Source organism: Nostoc sp. NZL, from assembly GCF_015714705.1.
GTDB classification, from domain to species: Bacteria; Cyanobacteriota; Cyanobacteriia; order Cyanobacteriales; family Nostocaceae; genus Nostoc; species Nostoc foliaceum_A.
Window position 1 is genome coordinate 11,108 of the sequence record NZ_WBKL01000175.1, and the last position, 18,032, is coordinate 29,139.

At 43.1% G+C, this 18,032-nt stretch carries 19 protein-coding genes; 9 read left to right on the forward strand and 10 right to left on the reverse strand.

Annotated features, from left to right (window positions below):
* Positions 1–93: 93 nt before the first annotated feature.
* Positions 94–2,352 (reverse strand): photosystem I core protein PsaA, encoded by a 2,259-nt coding sequence (gene psaA / locus F8R90_RS26545; protein WP_190892749.1) that lies wholly within the window; start codon positions 2,350–2,352, stop codon positions 94–96.
* A 538-nt stretch (positions 2,353–2,890) separates the two neighbouring features.
* On the opposite strand from psaA, the gene F8R90_RS26550 reads away from it, so the two are divergent.
* Positions 2,891–4,573: a hypothetical protein gene (locus tag F8R90_RS26550; RefSeq protein WP_196513185.1), complete on the forward strand. Its 1,683-nt coding sequence runs from the start codon at positions 2,891–2,893 to the stop codon at positions 4,571–4,573.
* A 193-nt stretch (positions 4,574–4,766) separates the two neighbouring features.
* On the forward strand, positions 4,767–5,315 hold the full coding sequence (locus tag F8R90_RS33165) for a sensor histidine kinase (protein ID WP_331000721.1): 549 nt from the start codon (positions 4,767–4,769) through the stop codon (positions 5,313–5,315).
* Here F8R90_RS33165 and glsA read toward each other — a convergent pair.
* Positions 5,292–6,212 (reverse strand): glutaminase A, encoded by a 921-nt coding sequence (gene glsA, locus F8R90_RS26560; RefSeq protein ID WP_442946763.1) that lies wholly within the window; start codon positions 6,210–6,212, stop codon positions 5,292–5,294. The genes F8R90_RS33165 and glsA overlap by 24 nt on opposite strands.
* A gap of 64 nt (positions 6,213–6,276) precedes the next feature.
* On the opposite strand from glsA, the gene F8R90_RS26565 reads away from it, so the two are divergent.
* The gene (locus F8R90_RS26565) at positions 6,277–7,794 is read left to right on the forward strand and encodes a thioredoxin-like domain-containing protein (RefSeq protein ID WP_196513186.1); all 1,518 of its coding nucleotides are present in this window, start codon (positions 6,277–6,279) and stop codon (positions 7,792–7,794) included.
* A 224-nt stretch (positions 7,795–8,018) separates the two neighbouring features.
* Positions 8,019–8,393, forward strand: a complete 375-nt coding sequence (locus F8R90_RS26570) for a KGK domain-containing protein (protein ID WP_196513161.1) — start codon at positions 8,019–8,021, stop codon at positions 8,391–8,393.
* Positions 8,394–8,616: 223 nt separating this feature from the next.
* Here F8R90_RS26570 and F8R90_RS26575 read toward each other — a convergent pair whose 3' ends face one another.
* Positions 8,617–9,348, reverse strand: coding sequence for a hypothetical protein (locus F8R90_RS26575; protein ID WP_196513162.1), 732 nt, complete (start codon positions 9,346–9,348; stop codon positions 8,617–8,619).
* Positions 9,349–9,779: 431 nt separating this feature from the next.
* On the opposite strand from F8R90_RS26575, the gene F8R90_RS26580 reads away from it, so the two are divergent.
* Positions 9,780–10,796 carry an RluA family pseudouridine synthase gene (locus F8R90_RS26580; RefSeq protein ID WP_442946764.1) on the forward strand — a complete coding sequence of 339 codons (1,017 nt, stop codon included), beginning with the start codon at positions 9,780–9,782 and terminating at the stop codon, positions 10,794–10,796.
* Between the two features lie 142 nt (positions 10,797–10,938).
* On the opposite strand, the gene F8R90_RS26585 is transcribed toward F8R90_RS26580, so the two are convergent.
* The 3 genes from F8R90_RS26585 to F8R90_RS26595 all read right to left on the reverse strand — a co-directional run bounded on the left by F8R90_RS26585 (position 10,939) and on the right by F8R90_RS26595 (position 13,224).
* Positions 10,939–11,706 carry a phycobilisome rod-core linker polypeptide gene (locus tag F8R90_RS26585; RefSeq protein WP_196513163.1) on the reverse strand — a complete coding sequence of 256 codons (768 nt, stop codon included), beginning with the start codon at positions 11,704–11,706 and terminating at the stop codon, positions 10,939–10,941.
* A gap of 357 nt (positions 11,707–12,063) precedes the next feature.
* Positions 12,064–12,606, reverse strand: a complete 543-nt coding sequence (locus tag F8R90_RS26590) for a hypothetical protein (RefSeq protein ID WP_196513164.1) — start codon at positions 12,604–12,606, stop codon at positions 12,064–12,066.
* Positions 12,607–13,224, reverse strand: a complete 618-nt coding sequence (locus tag F8R90_RS26595) for a phycobiliprotein lyase (protein WP_331000723.1) — start codon at positions 13,222–13,224, stop codon at positions 12,607–12,609.
* Between the two features lie 315 nt (positions 13,225–13,539).
* On the opposite strand from F8R90_RS26595, the gene F8R90_RS26600 reads away from it, so the two are divergent.
* The 4 genes from F8R90_RS26600 (at position 13,540) to F8R90_RS26615 (ending at position 15,953) form a co-directional block, all read left to right on the forward strand.
* Positions 13,540–13,710 carry an NblA/ycf18 family protein gene (locus F8R90_RS26600; RefSeq protein ID WP_230966908.1) on the forward strand — a complete coding sequence of 57 codons (171 nt, stop codon included), beginning with the start codon at positions 13,540–13,542 and terminating at the stop codon, positions 13,708–13,710.
* A 276-nt stretch (positions 13,711–13,986) separates the two neighbouring features.
* The gene (locus F8R90_RS26605) at positions 13,987–14,544 is read left to right on the forward strand and encodes a bleomycin hydrolase (protein ID WP_196513166.1); all 558 of its coding nucleotides are present in this window, start codon (positions 13,987–13,989) and stop codon (positions 14,542–14,544) included.
* A gap of 85 nt (positions 14,545–14,629) precedes the next feature.
* Entirely contained in the window at positions 14,630–15,124 is a 495-nt protein-coding gene (locus tag F8R90_RS26610; protein WP_196513167.1) for a bleomycin hydrolase, read from the forward strand.
* Between the two features lie 220 nt (positions 15,125–15,344).
* A complete protein-coding gene (locus tag F8R90_RS26615; RefSeq protein WP_196513168.1) occupies positions 15,345–15,953 on the forward strand; it encodes a HEAT repeat domain-containing protein in 609 nt (202 codons plus the stop codon).
* A 50-nt stretch (positions 15,954–16,003) separates the two neighbouring features.
* On the opposite strand, the gene F8R90_RS26620 is transcribed toward F8R90_RS26615, so the two are convergent.
* The 4 genes from F8R90_RS26620 to F8R90_RS26635 all read right to left on the reverse strand — a co-directional run bounded on the left by F8R90_RS26620 (position 16,004) and on the right by F8R90_RS26635 (position 17,972).
* Entirely contained in the window at positions 16,004–16,402 is a 399-nt protein-coding gene (locus tag F8R90_RS26620; RefSeq protein ID WP_196513169.1) for a helix-turn-helix domain-containing protein, read from the reverse strand.
* The gene (locus F8R90_RS26625) at positions 16,386–16,685 is read right to left on the reverse strand and encodes a type II toxin-antitoxin system HigB family toxin (protein WP_196513170.1); all 300 of its coding nucleotides are present in this window, start codon (positions 16,683–16,685) and stop codon (positions 16,386–16,388) included. The genes F8R90_RS26620 and F8R90_RS26625 overlap by 17 nt, the downstream gene beginning before the upstream one ends.
* A 106-nt stretch (positions 16,686–16,791) precedes the next feature.
* On the reverse strand, positions 16,792–17,700 hold the full coding sequence (locus tag F8R90_RS26630; protein WP_196513171.1) for a HEAT repeat domain-containing protein: 909 nt from the start codon (positions 17,698–17,700) through the stop codon (positions 16,792–16,794).
* Positions 17,701–17,732: 32 nt separating this feature from the next.
* Complete coding sequence (locus F8R90_RS26635; RefSeq protein WP_196513172.1) at positions 17,733–17,972, reverse strand: hypothetical protein; 240 nt, start codon at positions 17,970–17,972, stop codon at positions 17,733–17,735.
* Positions 17,973–18,032: the final 60 nt, after the last annotated feature.

Genomic DNA, 18,032 nt, shown 5'->3' on the forward strand with positions numbered 1-18,032 from the left:
GCCATCAAGTATCAGTTCAATTTCGGATTTCAGATTTTGGATTTTGGATTAAATCTAAAATCTAAAATCCAAAACCCAAAATTTTGCTGATTGCTACCCTACTGAAAGGATGTGTGCATGGAAGAATGCCCAAGTTGTGGCAATTCCTCCCAAGAGGTAGTGAGCTACCCCTACAGCCCGACCCTGAATAATGCTCAGAGCGCGAGGCTGAATTGCTGGTGCTACCTTCAGTTTGTTATGCGCCCAAACAATGGACTCAATCAGTTCTTGCCAGTAGCCGCGACCACTGAACAGGAACATCAAGCTGAATGCCCAGACAAAGTGAGCGCCTAAGAAGAGTAGACCATAGGCAGATAGCGCGCTGCCATAGGAATTGATGACTTGTGTAGCTTGTGCCCACAAGAAGTCTCGCAACCAACCGTTGATGGTGATGGCGCTTTGGGCAAAGTTACCACCAGTGATGTGAGTCACAGTACCATCTGCATCTACGGTTCCCCAAACATCTGATTGCATCTTCCAACTGAAGTGGAAAATTACAATAGACAGGGAGTTGTACATCCAGAAGAGTCCGAGGAATACGTGATCCCAACCAGACACTTGACAGGTACCGCCACGACCAGGACCGTCGCAGGGGAAGCGGAAGCCCAGGTTTGCTTTGTCTGGAATCAGACGAGAGCTACGGGCGTATAGCACACCTTTGAGCAGAATTAGGACGGTGACGTGAATGGTGAAGGCGTGAATGTGGTGAATTAGGAAGTCCGCTGTACCCAAAGCAATGGGTGCTGCTGCCACTTTACCGCCAACTGCCAAAATACCGCCGCCAAAGACATAGCTAACTGGTTCTAGGGCATTGGGTGCAGTTGTACCAGGAGCCAAGGCGTGGATATTTTGTATCCACTGGGCAAATACTGGCTGCAATTGAATCCCTGTATCAGAGAACAAGTCTTGAGGACGACCCAATGCACGCATTGTGTCGTTGTGGATGTAAAGTCCAAAGCTGTGGAAGCCGAGGAAAATACACACCCAGTTCAGGTGAGAAATAATCGCGTCACGGTGACGAATTACCCGATCCAGCAAGTTGTTTTGGTTCACAACTGGATCGTAATCACGCACCATGAAGATAGCAGCGTGAGCCGCTCCACCAACAATCAAGAAGCCACCGATCCAAATATGGTGAGTGAATATGCACAACTGCGTAGCGTAGTCAGTTGCCAAATATGGATAGGGGGGCATCGCGTACATGTGATGCGCGATGATGATGGTCAGCGAACCCAAGAAGGCTAGGTTAGTAGCCAACTGAGCGTGCCAAGATGTGGTCAGGTTTTCGTAGAGACCTTTGTGACCTTCACCAGTGAAAGGGCCTTTGTGGTTTTCTAGGATCTCTTTAATGCTGTGACCAATACCCCAGTTGGTACGGTACTGGTGACCAGCAATAATAAAGAGAACTGCGATCGCTAAGTGGTGATGAGCAATGTCAGTCATCCACAAGCCGCCTGTTACCGGGTTTAGACCGCCCTTGAAGGTCAGGAAGTCAGCATACTGACCCCAGTTCAAGGTGAAGAAAGGTGCTAAACCAGCAGCAAAGCTGGGATACAGCTCGGTCAACAAGTCTTTGTTCAAGATGAACTCGTGGGGCAAGGGTATGTCTTTGAGAGCAACGCCTGCATCCAAAAGCTTGTTGGTCGGTGCGGATACGTGGATTATGTGACCTGCCCATCCCAAGGAACCACAACCTAGCAATATTTGCAAGTGGTGATTCAGCATTGACTCCACATTCTGGAACCATTCCAGTTTGGGAGCGCGTTTGTGGTAGTGGAACCAGCCGGCAAATAGGAATAAGCCTGCTAATACCAAGCCACCGATCGCAGTCACATAAAGCTGGAAGGAGTTTGTGATACCCCAGCCGCGCCATACTTGGAACAAACCGGAGGTGATTTGAATACCGTGGAAACCACCGCCAACATCACCATTTAAAATGTCTTGTCCCACAATGGGCCAAACAACTTGAGCACTAGGCTTAACGTTCAACGGGTCGCTTAGCCAAGCTTCGTAGTTAGAAAACTTCGCGCCGTGGAAAATCATCCCGCTCAACCAAACCATCACTACGGCTAAGTGGCCGAAGTGGGCTGAGAATATCTTCCGGGATATGTCTTCTAAATCGCTTGTATGTGTATCAAAATCATGGGCGAGTGCGTGCAGGTTCCAAATCCATGTGGTGGTTTTGGGACCTCTGGCTAAGGATCTGTCAAAGTGTCCAGGTTGGGCCCATCTCTCGAAAGAGGTAGGTACTGGGTCTTTGTCGACGATTACTCTTGCCTTTTTTTCCTCTCGCTCCGGAGGACTTATTGTCATTCGACCTCCTCTCTTGATAAGGAATGAGGAATCATGAATACCACAAAGTTAACCATTACCGCAAATTCCAGAATTTTACTGAAGCCGCGATGAAGACCTATGTGGATAGTTGTTTCTCGTTGAATTATAGAGTCTTCACTTGTACATTGTTGGAGATATTTTAACAATAATTCAAACTTGCTGAAATATTGCTGGAATTCCTGCCTGATCTGCCTTTTAACTTCAAAGTTTTTGTCCAAAAGTCAATAGATTCTCCATTTAATTTACAAAGAATAACAATTTGTAAAATTTATGGTTTGGTTGTATACAGCCGATGTTCCAGCTTTTGCTGCTATTACTCATGAACATTTGTGTCATATTTCCATTGTTGTAAGTAAAAAGCTGTAAAGAATATGACTTATTTGAAAATTTATTGAGACAGACACAGGAAAACTTATGGGATGTGAGGCAGATTTAACCTTTTGGGCTATTGTTCCCTATGGACAGTTTGAGCCAAAATAATCTGTCGATTGTCGAAGACTATCACTGGGTGCAACGCATGAACTTGTGGCAGAAAAAGGTGTTAGAGAAGCTCCTCCCTGAGAGGTTCCCGATTCTCAGGTGGGTAATAACATTGGTGCTGGTATTAAACTTGACCAGCTGTGGCGAGAAAGCTGGTAGCCAGGAAGTATCTATTGGCTATAAAGAAAAATCTCCACAGATTTCTCAAATTTCAAAGCAATTTTCGGAAGTTTCCCCACCATCTGTTATCCAAGAACTGCGGACAATTTTGGAAGTTTATCAGCCGCAAGTGACAATTGTTACTCCACAAGCTGATGAAGTTCTCCAAGATAACAAAGCCACTGCCAGTTTTCAGGTTAAGGATCTACCAATATTTAAAGATCCACAATTACAACTGGGGCCCCATCTACATGTAATTCTGGATAACCAACCTTATATACCTGTTTACGACCTGAATCAGCCCTTGGTTTTGCCAGACTTGTCTCCAGGTACTCATACCCTGCGCGTCTTTGCCTCTCGTCCTTGGCATGAAAGCTTTAAGAATGAAGGCGCTTATGCCCAGACAACATTTCACGTCTTCACCAAAACCGCCGACAACAACCCAGATCCCAAGTTACCCCTGCTAACTTACAGCCGTCCTCAAAGCAGCTACGGAGCTGAACCAATCTTGCTGGACTTTTATCTAACTAACGCTCCCCTGCACCTCGTTGGGAAGGAAAACGCTAACGACGAATTCAGTGATTGGCGCATCCGCTCCACAATTAATGGTGAAAGCTTTATTTTCGATCGCTGGCAAGCAGTTTATCTTAAAGGTTTCCAACCTGGTAAAAACTGGGTAAAACTGGAATTTCTTGATAATCAGGGAAATCCTGTCAAAAATGCCTTTAATACCACAGTCAGACTAATTGACTACCAGCCAAAGGGTAAAGACACTTTGTCGAGAATTGTGAGAGGAGAACTCACAGCAGATGAGGCGCGCCCCGTTGTAGACCAGAATTATAGACTCACACCTACACCCACGCCGTCTGTTGAAAAAACACCCCAGATACAACCGAAGGTAGAAAAACAGCCCATTCCTGAAACTGAAATTCCAAAAGAATTCAAAACACAGCCAAGCAAACCAGAAGAGCCAGAACAACCAAAATTGGAAGTTCCAACGGTTGTACCATCTCCCATCTTGTCCCCGACACCATCAGAAATAATTGAGTCTCCCATACCAGAACCGCAGCCAGAGGTAACACCAACACCTGAATCAACACCGTTACCTGAAAAAGTTGCCCCTCAAACAACAAAACCTCGATTGGGCGGATTTTTCAACCGTCGGGCTGGTAAAGTCCCCACTCCACAAGCACCAGTTGCACCATCTCCTAGCTTGCCATCGACGCTGCCAGAAATAATTGAGTCTCCTGCACCTGAAATAATTACGCCAACACCAGAACCGCAGCCAGAGGTAATGCCAACTCCTGAATCAACGCCGTTACCCGAAAAAGTTGCCCCTCAAGCAACAAAATCTAGATTGGGCAGTTATTTCAACCGTCGAGCAGGCAAGATGACTACCCCACAAGCACCAATTGCACCATCTCCTAGTTTGCCATCGACGCTGCCAGAGATTATTGAGTCTCCTGCACCTGAAACAAGTGTGCCACCAGCAGAAACTAAACCAGAGGTAACACCAACTCCTGAATCAACACCGTTACTGGAAAAACCAGAAGTGAAATAACTCGTTTACTATCGCGAGCAAAAAGTTGCAAAATTTTTACTTTTGCACAACAACTAGGGAATTCTAAGTAAGGATGGCTTTTATTTCTTACTTAGGATTACTATGGCTTCCCAAACTCAAGGTTCAAATTTTCAGGCAGTTTCCGGCGATGTTGCTGTCATACAATTGATCGATAAAGTTTGGTGCCGATCGCGTGCGGCAAATTGTCTTGAGCTTGAAAAACTTCTCCCGGCTGGATGAAGCAGAAGCACATGCAGTCAATCTACATGAATGCCTGGATAGTACGCTACTCATCCTCAATAATCGGATCAAAAAAGGCATTACAATTGAGCGCTTCTACGGCGAGATTCCTAGTATTGAAGGTTTTTATAGCTCACTTTATCAAGTGTTCATGAATATTATCAACAATGCGCTTGATGCATTGGAGGAAGAGCACAATCCTCAAGACAACCCACGAATTGCGATCGCTACTGAACTTCAAGATAAAAACTGGGTAGTTGTCCGCATTACTGATAATGGTTCTGGTATTCCCTCTGATGTTCAAGAAAGAATTTTTGAGACGTTCTTCACTACCAAGCCCAGAGGTGTTGGTACTGGTATGGGACTTTCGATTAGTCATCAGATTGTAGTCGAGAAACACGGAGGACAACTAATCTGTAAATCTGAGGTGGGTAGTGGTACAGAATTTATCATTTCTCTTCCGATTCAAAAGCAGCATTTATCCGAAAATGCTCAACTCTAACTTTTGCGATAAAGCCTCAACAAAAGCAAGCCCTGCTACCGGATTTCCTACCGTATCCAAGGCGGGACTGTAGCAAGCGATCGCCCCCTCACTTGGTACTATTGTTATAAGTCCACCACCAATCCCTGATTTCATTGGCAGACCAATCCTGACTGCAAACTGGGCAGAAGCTTCATATAACCCACAAGTTGACATCACCGCGTTGACAATCCGGCGGTTTTGTGATTTTAAATAGCTATTTTCAATAGCTAGGAGTTTTCCTAACAGAGCTAAATCTTCCACTCGCCCAGACAAACAGCATATTTGCTCGTAGGTGTCAAGTGCTGTTTCCAGATTTTCTAGATGACCTGTTTGGGCAAGATAGTTTGCGATCGCTTGATTGGCTGTTGAGCGTGTTAATCGCACTGAAGCCAGCATTACCTCATCTAAATATAGTTGGCAACCTGCTAATTGGTTGAGCCATTGACAAAATAAAAGAGTGCGTTGGCTAGCGTCCTTTCCCGGTAATTTATCAGCGAGAGTAATTGCTCCACTATTAACCATCGGATTGCGGGGACGGCCGCGATCGGCAACCAACTGCTCTAAAGAATTGAATGGTGCATCGGATGGCTCCACCCCAACCCACCCAAAAACCGTTTCTGCGCCAAAATGTTCTAGCAGATAAAGTAAGAAAAATGGCTTAATGGTACTCATTAATGGGAATACACAAAGGGTATCCCCAAGGCTGATACTTTTCCCCGATTCACAGCAGATGTGAACTGCAAACCAACCAGGATAAGCTTTAGCCAATTGCGGAATGCGATCGGCAACTTGTCCTTGTTCAGCTTTAGTTTTAGCTTGTTGTATCCAAGAGGATAATGTTAATTTTTCAAGTCCTTTCACAACAGATATAGCCACGTTAAATTACGTATAGTTAATAAGCATAATGCTTGCATTTCTGAATTACGAATTACAAATTAGTATGATTCCCCGTGTCAGATCGCCAGAATTACCGCAAAATTATTGTTGGCTCAATACAGAAAAACCTTTGTCTCTTAAACAACTCAGGGGTAGAGTCGTAATTTTAGACTTTTGGACATACTGCTGTATCAATTGTCTGCATATTTTGCCAAACCTGAAATATTTAGAACAGAAATATAAAGATAGCCTCACTGTTATCGGTATCCACTCCGCCAAGTTTGACAACGAAAAGGAAACAGAAAACATTCGTCAAGCTATCCTGCGCTACGACATTGAACACCCAGTTTTAGTTGACAGCAATTTTCGAGTTTGGGAAGAGTATGCTGTGCGTGCTTGGCCTACATTAATAATTATTGATCCAGAAGGTTACGTGATTGGTCAGATTTCTGGTGAAGGAAACCGTGACGCTTTAGACGAATTGATTCAAAAGTTAATTCAACAACACCAAGAGAAAGGCACAATTAATTTCCAAGAACTCAGCTTGACTTTAGAAAAACAGCGCCAACCATTAATCACACCCCTAGCTTTTCCTGGTAAAGTTTTAGCTACTCCAACGGGTTTATTCATTGCTGACTCTGGACATCATCGCCTGATTATGAGTAGCTTCGACGGCGAAATTCTGCACTTGATTGGTACTGGAAAATCTGGTTTAACCGATGGTGCTTTTAACGTAGCGCAATTTTTTGCACCACAGGGAATGGCATTTGATGGCGAAAATCAAATTCTTTATGTTGCTGATACAGAAAATCATGCTCTACGGCGAGTTGATCTCAAGCGTCAGTTAGTGGAAACTCTCGCCGGAACTGGTGAACAAAGCCGCAATATTCGTCCTCATGGCGGTGCTGGTTTAGAAACCGCGCTGAATTCCCCTTGGGATTTAGTGAAAGTGGGAAATACTTTGTTTATAGCAATGGCTGGGCCGCATCAAATTTGGCAAATGGACTTAGAAAATAGCATTATCAAAACTTATGCTGGTACTGGTGCAGAAGCTTGCGTTGATGGTTCACTTACCGAATCTGCCTTTGCCCAACCTAGCGGTATCAGCACCGATGGGAATGAACTATATATTGCTGACAGTGAAGTTAGCTCAATTCGTGGTGTTGGAATTGTAGAACCTTACCAAGTGAGAACTGTTTGTGGTAATGGGGGTTTATTTGGTTTTGGTGATGTAGATGGACAAGGTGAAGATGTCCGTTTACAACACTGCTTAGGAGTGGAATATGTTCAGGATTTTCTGTGGGTGGCAGATAGTTACAATCACAAAATTAAATTAGTGAGTCCCAGTACAGGGAATTGTCAAACAGTTTTAGGAGATGGTTCTGCTGGTTTACAAAATGGCCAGGGTAAAAAAACTCGGTTTTTTGAACCTTCGGGATTGAGTGCTATGAATTCATATCTATATATTAGTGATACCAATAACCACGCCATCCGCCGCGTAGATTTAAATACTCTTGAAGTGACAACGCTGGAATTTATTGGATTATGTGCGCCGGATGTTTGTATTCCACCTAATTTATAGAATGATTAACTCGCGCGAAGGCGTAAAGGCTCACAGAAAAAATCTGTGTCTGGGGGTGAGATATTAAAGAATAATGTTGTAAAGCGATCGCTTAATATTTTTTATATTTTATCTTCAGTATATTTACTAGATTTAGAATAATAATCTTACATTATAATTTCATGTTGAATGTAAAATAAAAAAACAAGTATTGCCAACTCTGAGTTGACAGTATAGACATTGATATGGAAAACGAATTCATTTCTTTAGAGTGTGAAGATGATGTCATTTTTTTTAATAAAGATACTTTTAAAGTAAGTAAATTAAGAGAGCTAGTCATACGAGAAATTGCAAATAAATGGCATCAGAAAATTTGCAGCTATAAAGCTCAAATCTCTGATGTATCAGTTGGTAATTTATTTGGCAGCATTCCTGCTCGTGACGAGTCCATTCCAGTTAGCGAATTTCAACTACATGCTGTCAAAGAGTGTCAGGTTCTTCAAAGTGGAAAAAACTGGCAGAAAGGTAAATTAGAAATTAGGATATCTATATATCCTAATAGCCACAAAGCAAATAATCTATGTCTTCAATTTTATCCAGATGAACCTATTAAGGTATAGTGAGCTTATACAGGTGTTATTGTTAGATTTGCAGATAAGAGATGGGTATTGAGTTGGTGTAGTGGCAAATTTTTATATAATTGTAAACTCTTTTTCCCTAGCCGATAAAATTGATGTTTTACCTGTATTTTAACCATGAATGATGCTGTATACAATAAGCGGATGATTTGCGATATTTTTTGTACCAATTAAAATCGCCTGTCCCTTATTGCCATGTATGAATTTATTTCTCAGATATATATATTTTCAATTTAATATTTTTTTTCAAGCTGCCAAGGTAAGTTATCAATGCATAAATAAAAATCACAATTCCTATCATTTCTAAAAACTCTTCAATAACTATACCTGTTGATGTTATGAAACTGCGACGACCAAAATATTCTATCAAAAGCCCACCGATCATTTCCATACCTAATGTTCCACTCACATAAACAACTGCGGCAATAAAAAATAAATACCGAGTTTTATGAGGTAGATCGAGCCAAAATTTTAGATATTTAAATACAAAAACTGCTACTAAAATTGCACCAGGAATAACCCAGGTTTGGAAAAATATAGGATTGAGGTTAAGCGCTTGCCGTACTGACGGTATGATCAAAATTTCGTGAAAACTAAATGCTTCATCCAAACTCAAATATACAAATATAAAATATAGGGTTTTCCAGTAAGAGGAATAGCTGTCTTTCCTCTTAATAACAGAAATTGCTTTAAGTAATCCCGAACAAAATAATAGAGAGAATGCAGAATACCAAGCAGGAATATTCAATTCTCTATCAAGGCTAAATAGTTCGTAAAACCATTTGCTAGATGGGAAAGTAAACTCTGAGAGCCAAAAATAGCTACTTAAGACACCTGCAAAAGTGAGACTGATAACTATAACTATTAAACGTCGAGCAATTGTTTTAGCACAGAGATGAATTGGTAACTCCACACTAGGGATTGATACTTGCGGCATACGAATATTCAGTAATTTACTTTGTGTAAAACAATAGTAGGAAATTATCTCATAATCGTAAATTATATGAGCAAAATGTTACAGAAATATCACTAAAAATCCTATATTTGTTGAGGGAATTGCTAGTTACCACATAAAATCTACATCAATAGTTTGCGGTAGGCTACGCAAACGCCCAAAGGGTGACCTAAGAAGGATAGAGGATTTTAGCGAGTCAGATAGTCAAGGATTCGCTAACGCTACGCGAATGGCGCGAAGATTCTAGTAAACTTTACAGCAGATTTCAGTTTGGTTCAGTACACAAGTAAGATATAAAGCCTGTTTGACTCCTGAATTATGCTGTATTAATTGACTTAGATAAGTTTAGAAGCCCAACTAAAATGATTCCGCGCTTTACTTAAAGAATGGGGAATTAATAATCCAGAGCAATTGTGACCGAATTTAATTTACAAATCCAAGAAAATAGCGATCGCTTGTCAACTCCACTGGAGGATGCAGCGTCTAGCTTACTTCCCTTCAGGGATACGATACACTGCGTCAACACTAAAGGCAATGATCGCCTTGACCGTTACCTTTCCCAAGAATTACCAGATTTATCCCGTTCCCGCATCCAACAGTTAATCGAACAGGGTAATGTCCAACTTAATGGCAAAGTTTGTATATCCAAAAAGATCAATGTTAGGCTAGGCGATCGCATCACTCTCGAAATACCAGAAGCGCAACCTTTAGAACTGCTAGCAGAAGATATCCCCTTAGATATTCTCTACGAAGACGATCAGTTACTCATTCTTAACAAACCCGCAGGCTTAGTTGTCCACCCTGCACCCGGCCATCCAGATGGCACTTTGGTAAATGCCCTATTGGCACATTGCCCCAATTTACCAGGGATTGGGGGAGTCCAACGTCCGGGAATCGTCCATCGATTGGATAAGGATACAACAGGAGCGATCGCGATCGCTAAAACAGAAGTTGCCCATCATCACCTACAAGCGCAACTCAAAGCTAAAACCGCACGGAGAGAATACTTGGGCGTGGTTTACGGTGCGCCAAAAGTTGAAAGTGGCACAATTGACTTGCCTATTGGTCGCCATCCACAAGACCGCAAAAAAATGGCTATTATGCCTGTTGAACAAGGCGGACGAGCCGCAGTCACTCATTGGCAAGTACTAGAACGCCTCGGTAACTTCACTTTAATCCACTTTCAACTAGAAACTGGACGCACCCATCAAATCCGCGTCCACAGTGCCAAAATGGGTCATCCCATTGTCGGCGACCCAGTTTATAGTTCTGGTCATTCAGTGGGCGTAAATCTGCCCGGTCAAGCACTGCACGCTTGGCGACTAAAATTGCAGCATCCTGTATCTGGAGAGTTGATTGAGGTGACAGCAAACCCTCCCAGCCACTTTACAAAACTTTTGGAGATGTTAAAAAGACGAACTGCACCGTAAAACAAACGACTAGCGTGCATTAGACATGGGATAGAGTCTGTTCCACTAGTTATACCTAAATGAAACTCCTACATAACCCAAGACTTATGCACGCTATAAAATGATCAAATCGATGTATTAGCTAGCCGCAGACCAAAAATCGTTACTTAATTCCAGCCAGCTGGCGATAAGGTACAGACTTTTCGATATCGATGTTGAATGACGAGATCCTTTGTGGTGGATTGCCAACAGCATTGACACTTTGTGCCATAGACAAGAATTGAGCCGGATCGCCTGCCTTGGGCTTTTGTTCTTGTGGGATAAATCTGCGGACTTCGACCTGCCAAATGATTTGGGGGAAACCCAGTTTGGCACGGTGGTAATCTTCGTATCGCGGAGATTTGATGTTGAATGGCAACTCACCCTCAGCGCGGGATGGCAGTATGCGACGGCGCTGATAAGGCACTGTGGAGTATCCAAAATTGCTCAGGTACTCTTCAGTGTTGAGCACTTCATCAACAAAGCCTCTAATACCCTTGGTAGCAACTACAATTGACCAAGCAATTTTTTCCCGCTCACTGTATGGGTCGCGTCCCAAAACGCGCTGGATTACTTGCTCAACAAAGCGATAATTATTGTTGAGGTCGTAGAAGCTTTTCTTAAAGGTATTAGAAAGCAACAACCCACGAATAAAGTCCCGGACTGTAATTTGTCCATTACGGAGTTGGGACTCTAGGAATGTTTCGCGATCGGCAGCAAAGGCATGAAAGAAAATCTGACGATATGCTGCTTCGATCAGAACATCTAAATCTGACGGGGACAGTATGTTGTCTGTAGTAAAAATCCTGGGCTGTTCATCACCCGGTACTTCATATGCAGCTACACGCTGGTTTTGACTTGAAGGGTCATATGTTAACAGAGGAATTGCCACTCTAAAGCCTCCATGTTCTTAATTAAAGTTAACAACTTTAAAACACATATTAAGGGAGTAGTAGGATCAGAACCTCAGATTCTGATAAAATTTCACGAAACTTAACTAAGGGTAATTTAACTATTCTTAGGAAGAACAATTAGTCTGCTGGATTTAACCCATAGCTAATCAATAAAATTAAGTGGGGCTTCCAGCTTAATGACTACGTAAATGACTAAAAAACTTTATTTACATATTTTAGATTAGGAGATTGAGTTTCACTTTTTTTAACTGAAGCAATAATTTTTAACATTTAGCAAAAGAAATTAATCGGGAATGGGGACAAGCAAAAATATTTTCCCCTGCCCCCTCTCCTCTTCAGTGACCTATCCAAAATTCCAGAGGATCTATAGTTGACTTACAGTGAGGCCAGCTACGCAAAGTTGCTTCCATTCCTTCCCTCCAATAGGGTGGTTCCAGTCCCAGCCCTAAACATAGATGAGATAGGATGTTAGCAAACTGCTGATTGTGACCAAAATCTCCTAGATGGGCGTGGGCGTATTCATGGATGACTACACCAAACCAGTCTCTAGGTGCTATTCGACCGACATCTACCAGAATAGTGATTGGGTTTGTGAGAATGTTGCACAGCCCATCTATGCCGAAGGATTGAGCTATAGGGACTGCAAAAATTTGGATATGGCGACGCTCTTGGGGGTGAAAGCACTCATGACAAAGTTCTAGATAGGCGTTGATCTGAGCGTTAACTGTGTTAATATTTTCGCCGATCCAAGTGCAAATGGGGATGCGATCGCGCAGGTTATCGAACACATCCACCATACCCGGTTCTAGGGCAAGTTCCTGTACCCGATGCAGATAATCTCGTCCACGAGTAAAAGCATCGGTCTGCTTAAGAATCATTCACCAGCCCAAAACTGAATAAAATTGTCTTTTTTCCAGAACATCCTCCCCAAGCTTTTCTGTTACTTTTTCTGGGCTGGAAGCCTCAACAGAAGTTTCAATGCGGGTTTCGGTACAAAATGATGCCGTGCTGAAGCCACCAAACCGTTTTACTGTACTGGTTCGCAGTCGCATATTTGGGCTGGCAAACCAGAATCGCTCAATGGAACTCATTGTTTCGTATTCGGTTGTCAACACTAGTCCATCTTCATCATCCATGTGGAAAAGACCAACTACAGGCACAATTTCGGCATAGCCTCTTTCGCGGAGTAATTTGCCAGCCCTTGGGTTATCGCCATCAGGCACGATCGCAAATATGGTTTTCCCTTGATGGTTCTCTTCATCCTCTCTATCCCAAGCCATTGTCCCTAGCCAACGCACCCGTGATCCTCCTACTGAAAGGCTGGGGTCAATCTGATGATACTGGCACAGTTCTATGATTTCTGGATGATTGGCATCTAAAGTTTCTACCTGTATATCCGATTCTCCTGTCTCTGAGCGTTTGAACGCCAGGTGATGAGTTGCACGTTGCGATCGCCACTTACCAGCACTTAGCTGAAAAAATTCCATTGCGTCTATCAATCTTCTGACTCCTACTTATTACTCCTGCGGATGATGTTTTTCGAGTTCTTTCTTTTTAAAGTTATTGGTATATAAACATTCTAAACATTACAGCGATTAGTGATCAGCTTCAATAAACTCCCTACAAAGGGAGAGATTGATATGTTGTTATGCAATTGTAAACTTTTATGAGTGTAATTTCTTATGGCTTGACAATATAGACGTTTTAATATCTCAGTGCTAAAATAGTAGAAAGCAGTGTCTACGACAGCCTACGCCTTCACACTAGTGGTAAAAACAAATACCCTTCGATTCAGTCAATCCGAGGAGTGAATGATGGACTTTCCAATCGAACTAACTTTAGAACAACAGTTTCGCTTACAAAATTTGAAAGATCAGGTAAAGAATTTGAGCCAAGAAGAGGCTCAGGAATTTTTGTTAGAAGTTTTGCGGCAGATGATGGTGAAAGATAATTTGGTTAAACATCTGCTCAAACAAGCTTGATCAACTAAAAAAGAAAATTTTTACTTAAGACTTACGCAGTGGCAGAGTTCCATTGAAACGCGTAAGTCTTAATTTTTTGCCCATTTAGGCTAAATTTGGCTTTTTTGTCAGACTAGCCAAGTTACAGGTAAATATTACAGATTATTACTTTGTCTCTCATAGTAAAGACTAGGGTACTATTGATCCCCTATGTTTTTGTTTGGCTACTCGCAGTTAATCTGATCGAGAACATGCCAGAAATAATATCCGCCATTTGTGAATATTTAAGGAGAACTCATGGTTCTTGATGCTTTTTCCAGAGCTGTAATTGCGGCTGATGCCAAAACCGCTCCTATCGGTGGTGCTGACTTAGCATCTCTCAAAAATTTCATTGCTGAAGGCAACAAGCGCCTTGATGCAGTGAATGCGATCGCCAGTAACGCTAGCTGTGCAGTTTCTGATGCCATTGCTGGGATTGCTTGTGAAAACACTGGTCTGCTTCAAGCTGGTGGTAACTTGTACCCCACTCGCCGGATGGCTGCTTGCCTGCGTGATGCTGAAATCGTTCTGCGCTATGTAACATACGCGCTGTTGGCTGGTGATTCTTCCGTATTGGATGATCGTGCTTTGAACGGTTTGAAAGAAACCTACACAGCTTTGGGCGTACCCACAGGATCTTCTGTACGCGCTTTCCAAATCCTGAAGGCTATCAGCGTCGCTCACATCACCAACACCAACACTGAAGCTAACGCTGGTAAAAGGTTCCGCAAGCTGGACACTCCTCAAGGCGACTGCTCTGCTCTAGCTGCTGAAGCTGCTAGCTACTTCGATCGCGTTATTTCTGCTCTGAGCTAATTGCTAATTCCTAACGGCTAAAGCCTATTAGTCAAGCCAACTGAAATTAAAACTCGATCAAATCTAATCTGGAGTATAAAAAGCAATGAAATCAGTTATCACTACGGTTATTGGATCTGCTGATGCAGCAGGTCGTTTTCCAACCACCTCTGACCTAGAATCCGTTCAAGGTAGCATTCAGCGTGCTAGTGCTCGTCTAGAAGCTGCTGAAAAGCTAGCTGCTGGTATCGATAACGTAGCTAAGGAAGCTTATGATGCTGCCTTTAAGAAATATCCTTACCTGACCCAAGAAGGCGAAGCTGGCAGCACCCAAGTCAAGCAAGAAAAGTGCCTCCGCGACATCAAGCACTACCTACGCTTGATCAACTACAGCTTGGTTGTGGGCGGTACTGGCCCTCTGGATGAGTGGGGTATTGCAGGCGCTCGTGAAGTTTATCGCTCTTTGGCTCTGCCTACCGCTCCTTATGTTACCGCGTTGACTTACACTCGCGATCGCGCTTGTTCTCCTCGTGACATGTCTCCTCAAGCGTTGGGTGAGTTCCGCGCTCTCCTCGACTATGTAATCAACTCCCTGTCATAGTGACGCGGATTGACTAGACGAGCGATAGTCATACTCTAAAACTCAGGGACTCTCAGTCTGTTGCTTTGCCTGTATCTGGTTGAGTGATTGACCAAGAGTCCCTCAGTTGTTACTAATTCGTAATTCGTAATTCGTAATTCGTAATTCGTAATGACGCTCAAGGTCTCGCTAACGTAATTCATGATTTAACTTGGGGGATTGAAACAGGAAAATTTTTTTTATGACCATAGATTCTCTATTTGAACAGTTGAAACACCCTAATCCCAATCTGCGGGAACGAGCCATGTGGGAACTGGCTGAGGTTCGTGATGAAAATACCATTCCTCGGCTGATGGGTATTTTGGATGAAGAAGATGTGACTTACCGTCGAGCTGCGGTAAAAGCACTAGGTGCTATTGGTATAGATGCAGTACCACCACTGGTAGAGTCATTAGTAAATAGCGAGAATGCGACTATTCGGGGTAGCTGTGCTAAGGCGTTAGCACAGGTTGCTGCGAACCATCCCGATGTTCCTTTTCCAGATCAAGGCTTACAGGGATTGAAAACAGCGCTTAATGATCCAAATGCGGTTGTTTATATTGCATCAGTCATGGCGCTGGGTGAAATTGGTTCTCCTGCCTTTGAGATTTTGGCAGAGGCTCTGAAAACTATAGATAATGTGGCGCTGGCTGTGGCAATCGTCAATGCACTCGGTTCGATGGGTGATATGCGAGGAGTGGAAGTACTCACGGCATTGACAAATGATGAATCCGTCGATCCATATGTTCGAGAGTCCGCAGTGAGTGCTTTGCCTCGATTGGGTCAGGTGATTAACTATAAAAGAGCGTAGCGATCGCTCTTTTATACAACTACTTTATCAATCCCTGTAGGACGGATATATTAGATGAACAAACTGGGTGCCACCTTGAAGTAATCTCCAAGTGCCTTAGCTTGCGCCTTACTAATCGACCGCTTACCGTTTACAACCTCAGATACCACGCCACTCGACCCGATAATGCCCACTAAGTCAGCTTGACGGGTGTCGCTGGCTTCCATAATGTGCTGGAGAATTTCATGCGGTGCAGATTTATCCATTGGATAGTTCTGTCCCTCATACACTTCAATCAGGGTTACTATCAGCTTATGCAGAGCTTGCTCTTCTGGAGTGCGGTTCTTGCAAAATGTTAGGCGCTCTGCTACAGCTAGGACGCGATCGTACTCTTCTTCTGTCTCAATCACCTTGGGAGCAACTTCAGCTAGCAGACTACTATAAGCAACTTGGTCAAAAGTAAGGGTCATTTTTCCATTTACCTTTGTCATATTCGGCATGAGTTAGAAAGTATTTGTAATAAACCGTTTGGTTTTCGTAGTCAATACCGACAATCAGGCGATAGTCATTCCCTTTGATATTAAAGACAGTAAAATTTCCAACCGCTTCAGCATCCCGATAAATTTGATGAACGTCCTCCAAGTTCTGCCATTCTACTTTCTTAACAGTTGCGTACCATTCGTCAAGTTGCTTTTTGACATCGGGGTACTGGGCAGCATCAATGCGGAGGTTACGAATCGCAATCAGATGCATTTGTCTCTAGGTTCTTTGTCCATATTCATCAATCAACAAAAAACTAATTGCTAATTAAATACTCTCAAAACGAGAGGAGTATGTCAAGTTGTAAGCGTGCATCGCCCTATTCCCAAGTATCTTCCTCTAACTGTCTCTCAATTTGAGAAATCGCCAACTTGATCACCGCCTGAACCCCCGCTTCTTCTTCCACGGTTAATGCGGCTTGCAGGGGTTCTAAGGCAGTGCGATCGCCAATTTTCATTAATGCCAGAGCTGCCGCTTTTCGAGTATCGCAATCGGCATGATGCAGTAACTCAACGAGGTTAGGAATTGCTGGTTGATAGCTAAGGCTACCCAAAGCAGATGCTGCTTCACACCTCACAATTTCAGATGGATCGGTGAGAGCGTTAACTAAAATATTAAATGCTGCTTCTTCAGTGCTTTCTTGAGCAATTTTAGCGATCGCACCCACTACCGCAGCTCGAACCTCAGCCGAGTCTGAGTTAATCTCTCGATATAAATGCTCTTTTGCCTCTGCCCCAATAAATCCCAACGCCCATACCGCATGTCCTTTGGCACTTTCTGGATATTCGGTTGACGCTAAGATTTTCAGCAATGCTGGCACAGCTGCCTCACCTATCTTGGCAAGCCCCCCCACCGACGAGGTTTTGACCACTGTATCTTCATCATTTAACAGAGCGTTGACCAAGGTGGGAACTGCGATCGGGTCAGCGATAAGTGTTAGGGTTTTGGCGCTGGCTCTGCGTACAACTGGGTTTGGGTGATTTGCCACAGCTTCCATCAATAAAGGGGTCGCTGGTTTACCGATTTTACCCAATGCCTCTGCAAAACTCAACCTAACCATCCCCCGTGAGTCTCCCATACTTTCAACCATTCGCTTGACTAGCTCTTGGTCATTGGGGTTAAAGGTTTTTAAGGCTAATTGCTCACTGACTGCTGCAAGTAAAGCATCAGTTTCTGCCTGAGACAGATTTAATGAATCCGCCCCGGATTGAGTTTCGGAGTTGAGCATGTGACTTATAGCTAAATTATCAAGATAATTGACTAATTACTAGCACTGAGAGCAGCCTGTTGATTACGGAGTTCTTGGAGAGCAGAATCAATCTTAGCAAGCTCAGGCTCCAGTTTTGCCACAACATTTACTCTCATCAACTTAGCCCGTTTTGCCGTTTCTGTAGTTTCTTGAACTAGACGTTCCCGATACTGCTCAAGCTCTTCAATAACCTCTGCTACATCTTGAGCGGTTACGTTATCGGTTGTTGTGAGTTCTGAGGTTTCATCCATAACTTTTGTTTCCTAAATACGTGTTTATATGAATGATGTGTGGTCAGTATTCCACTATCA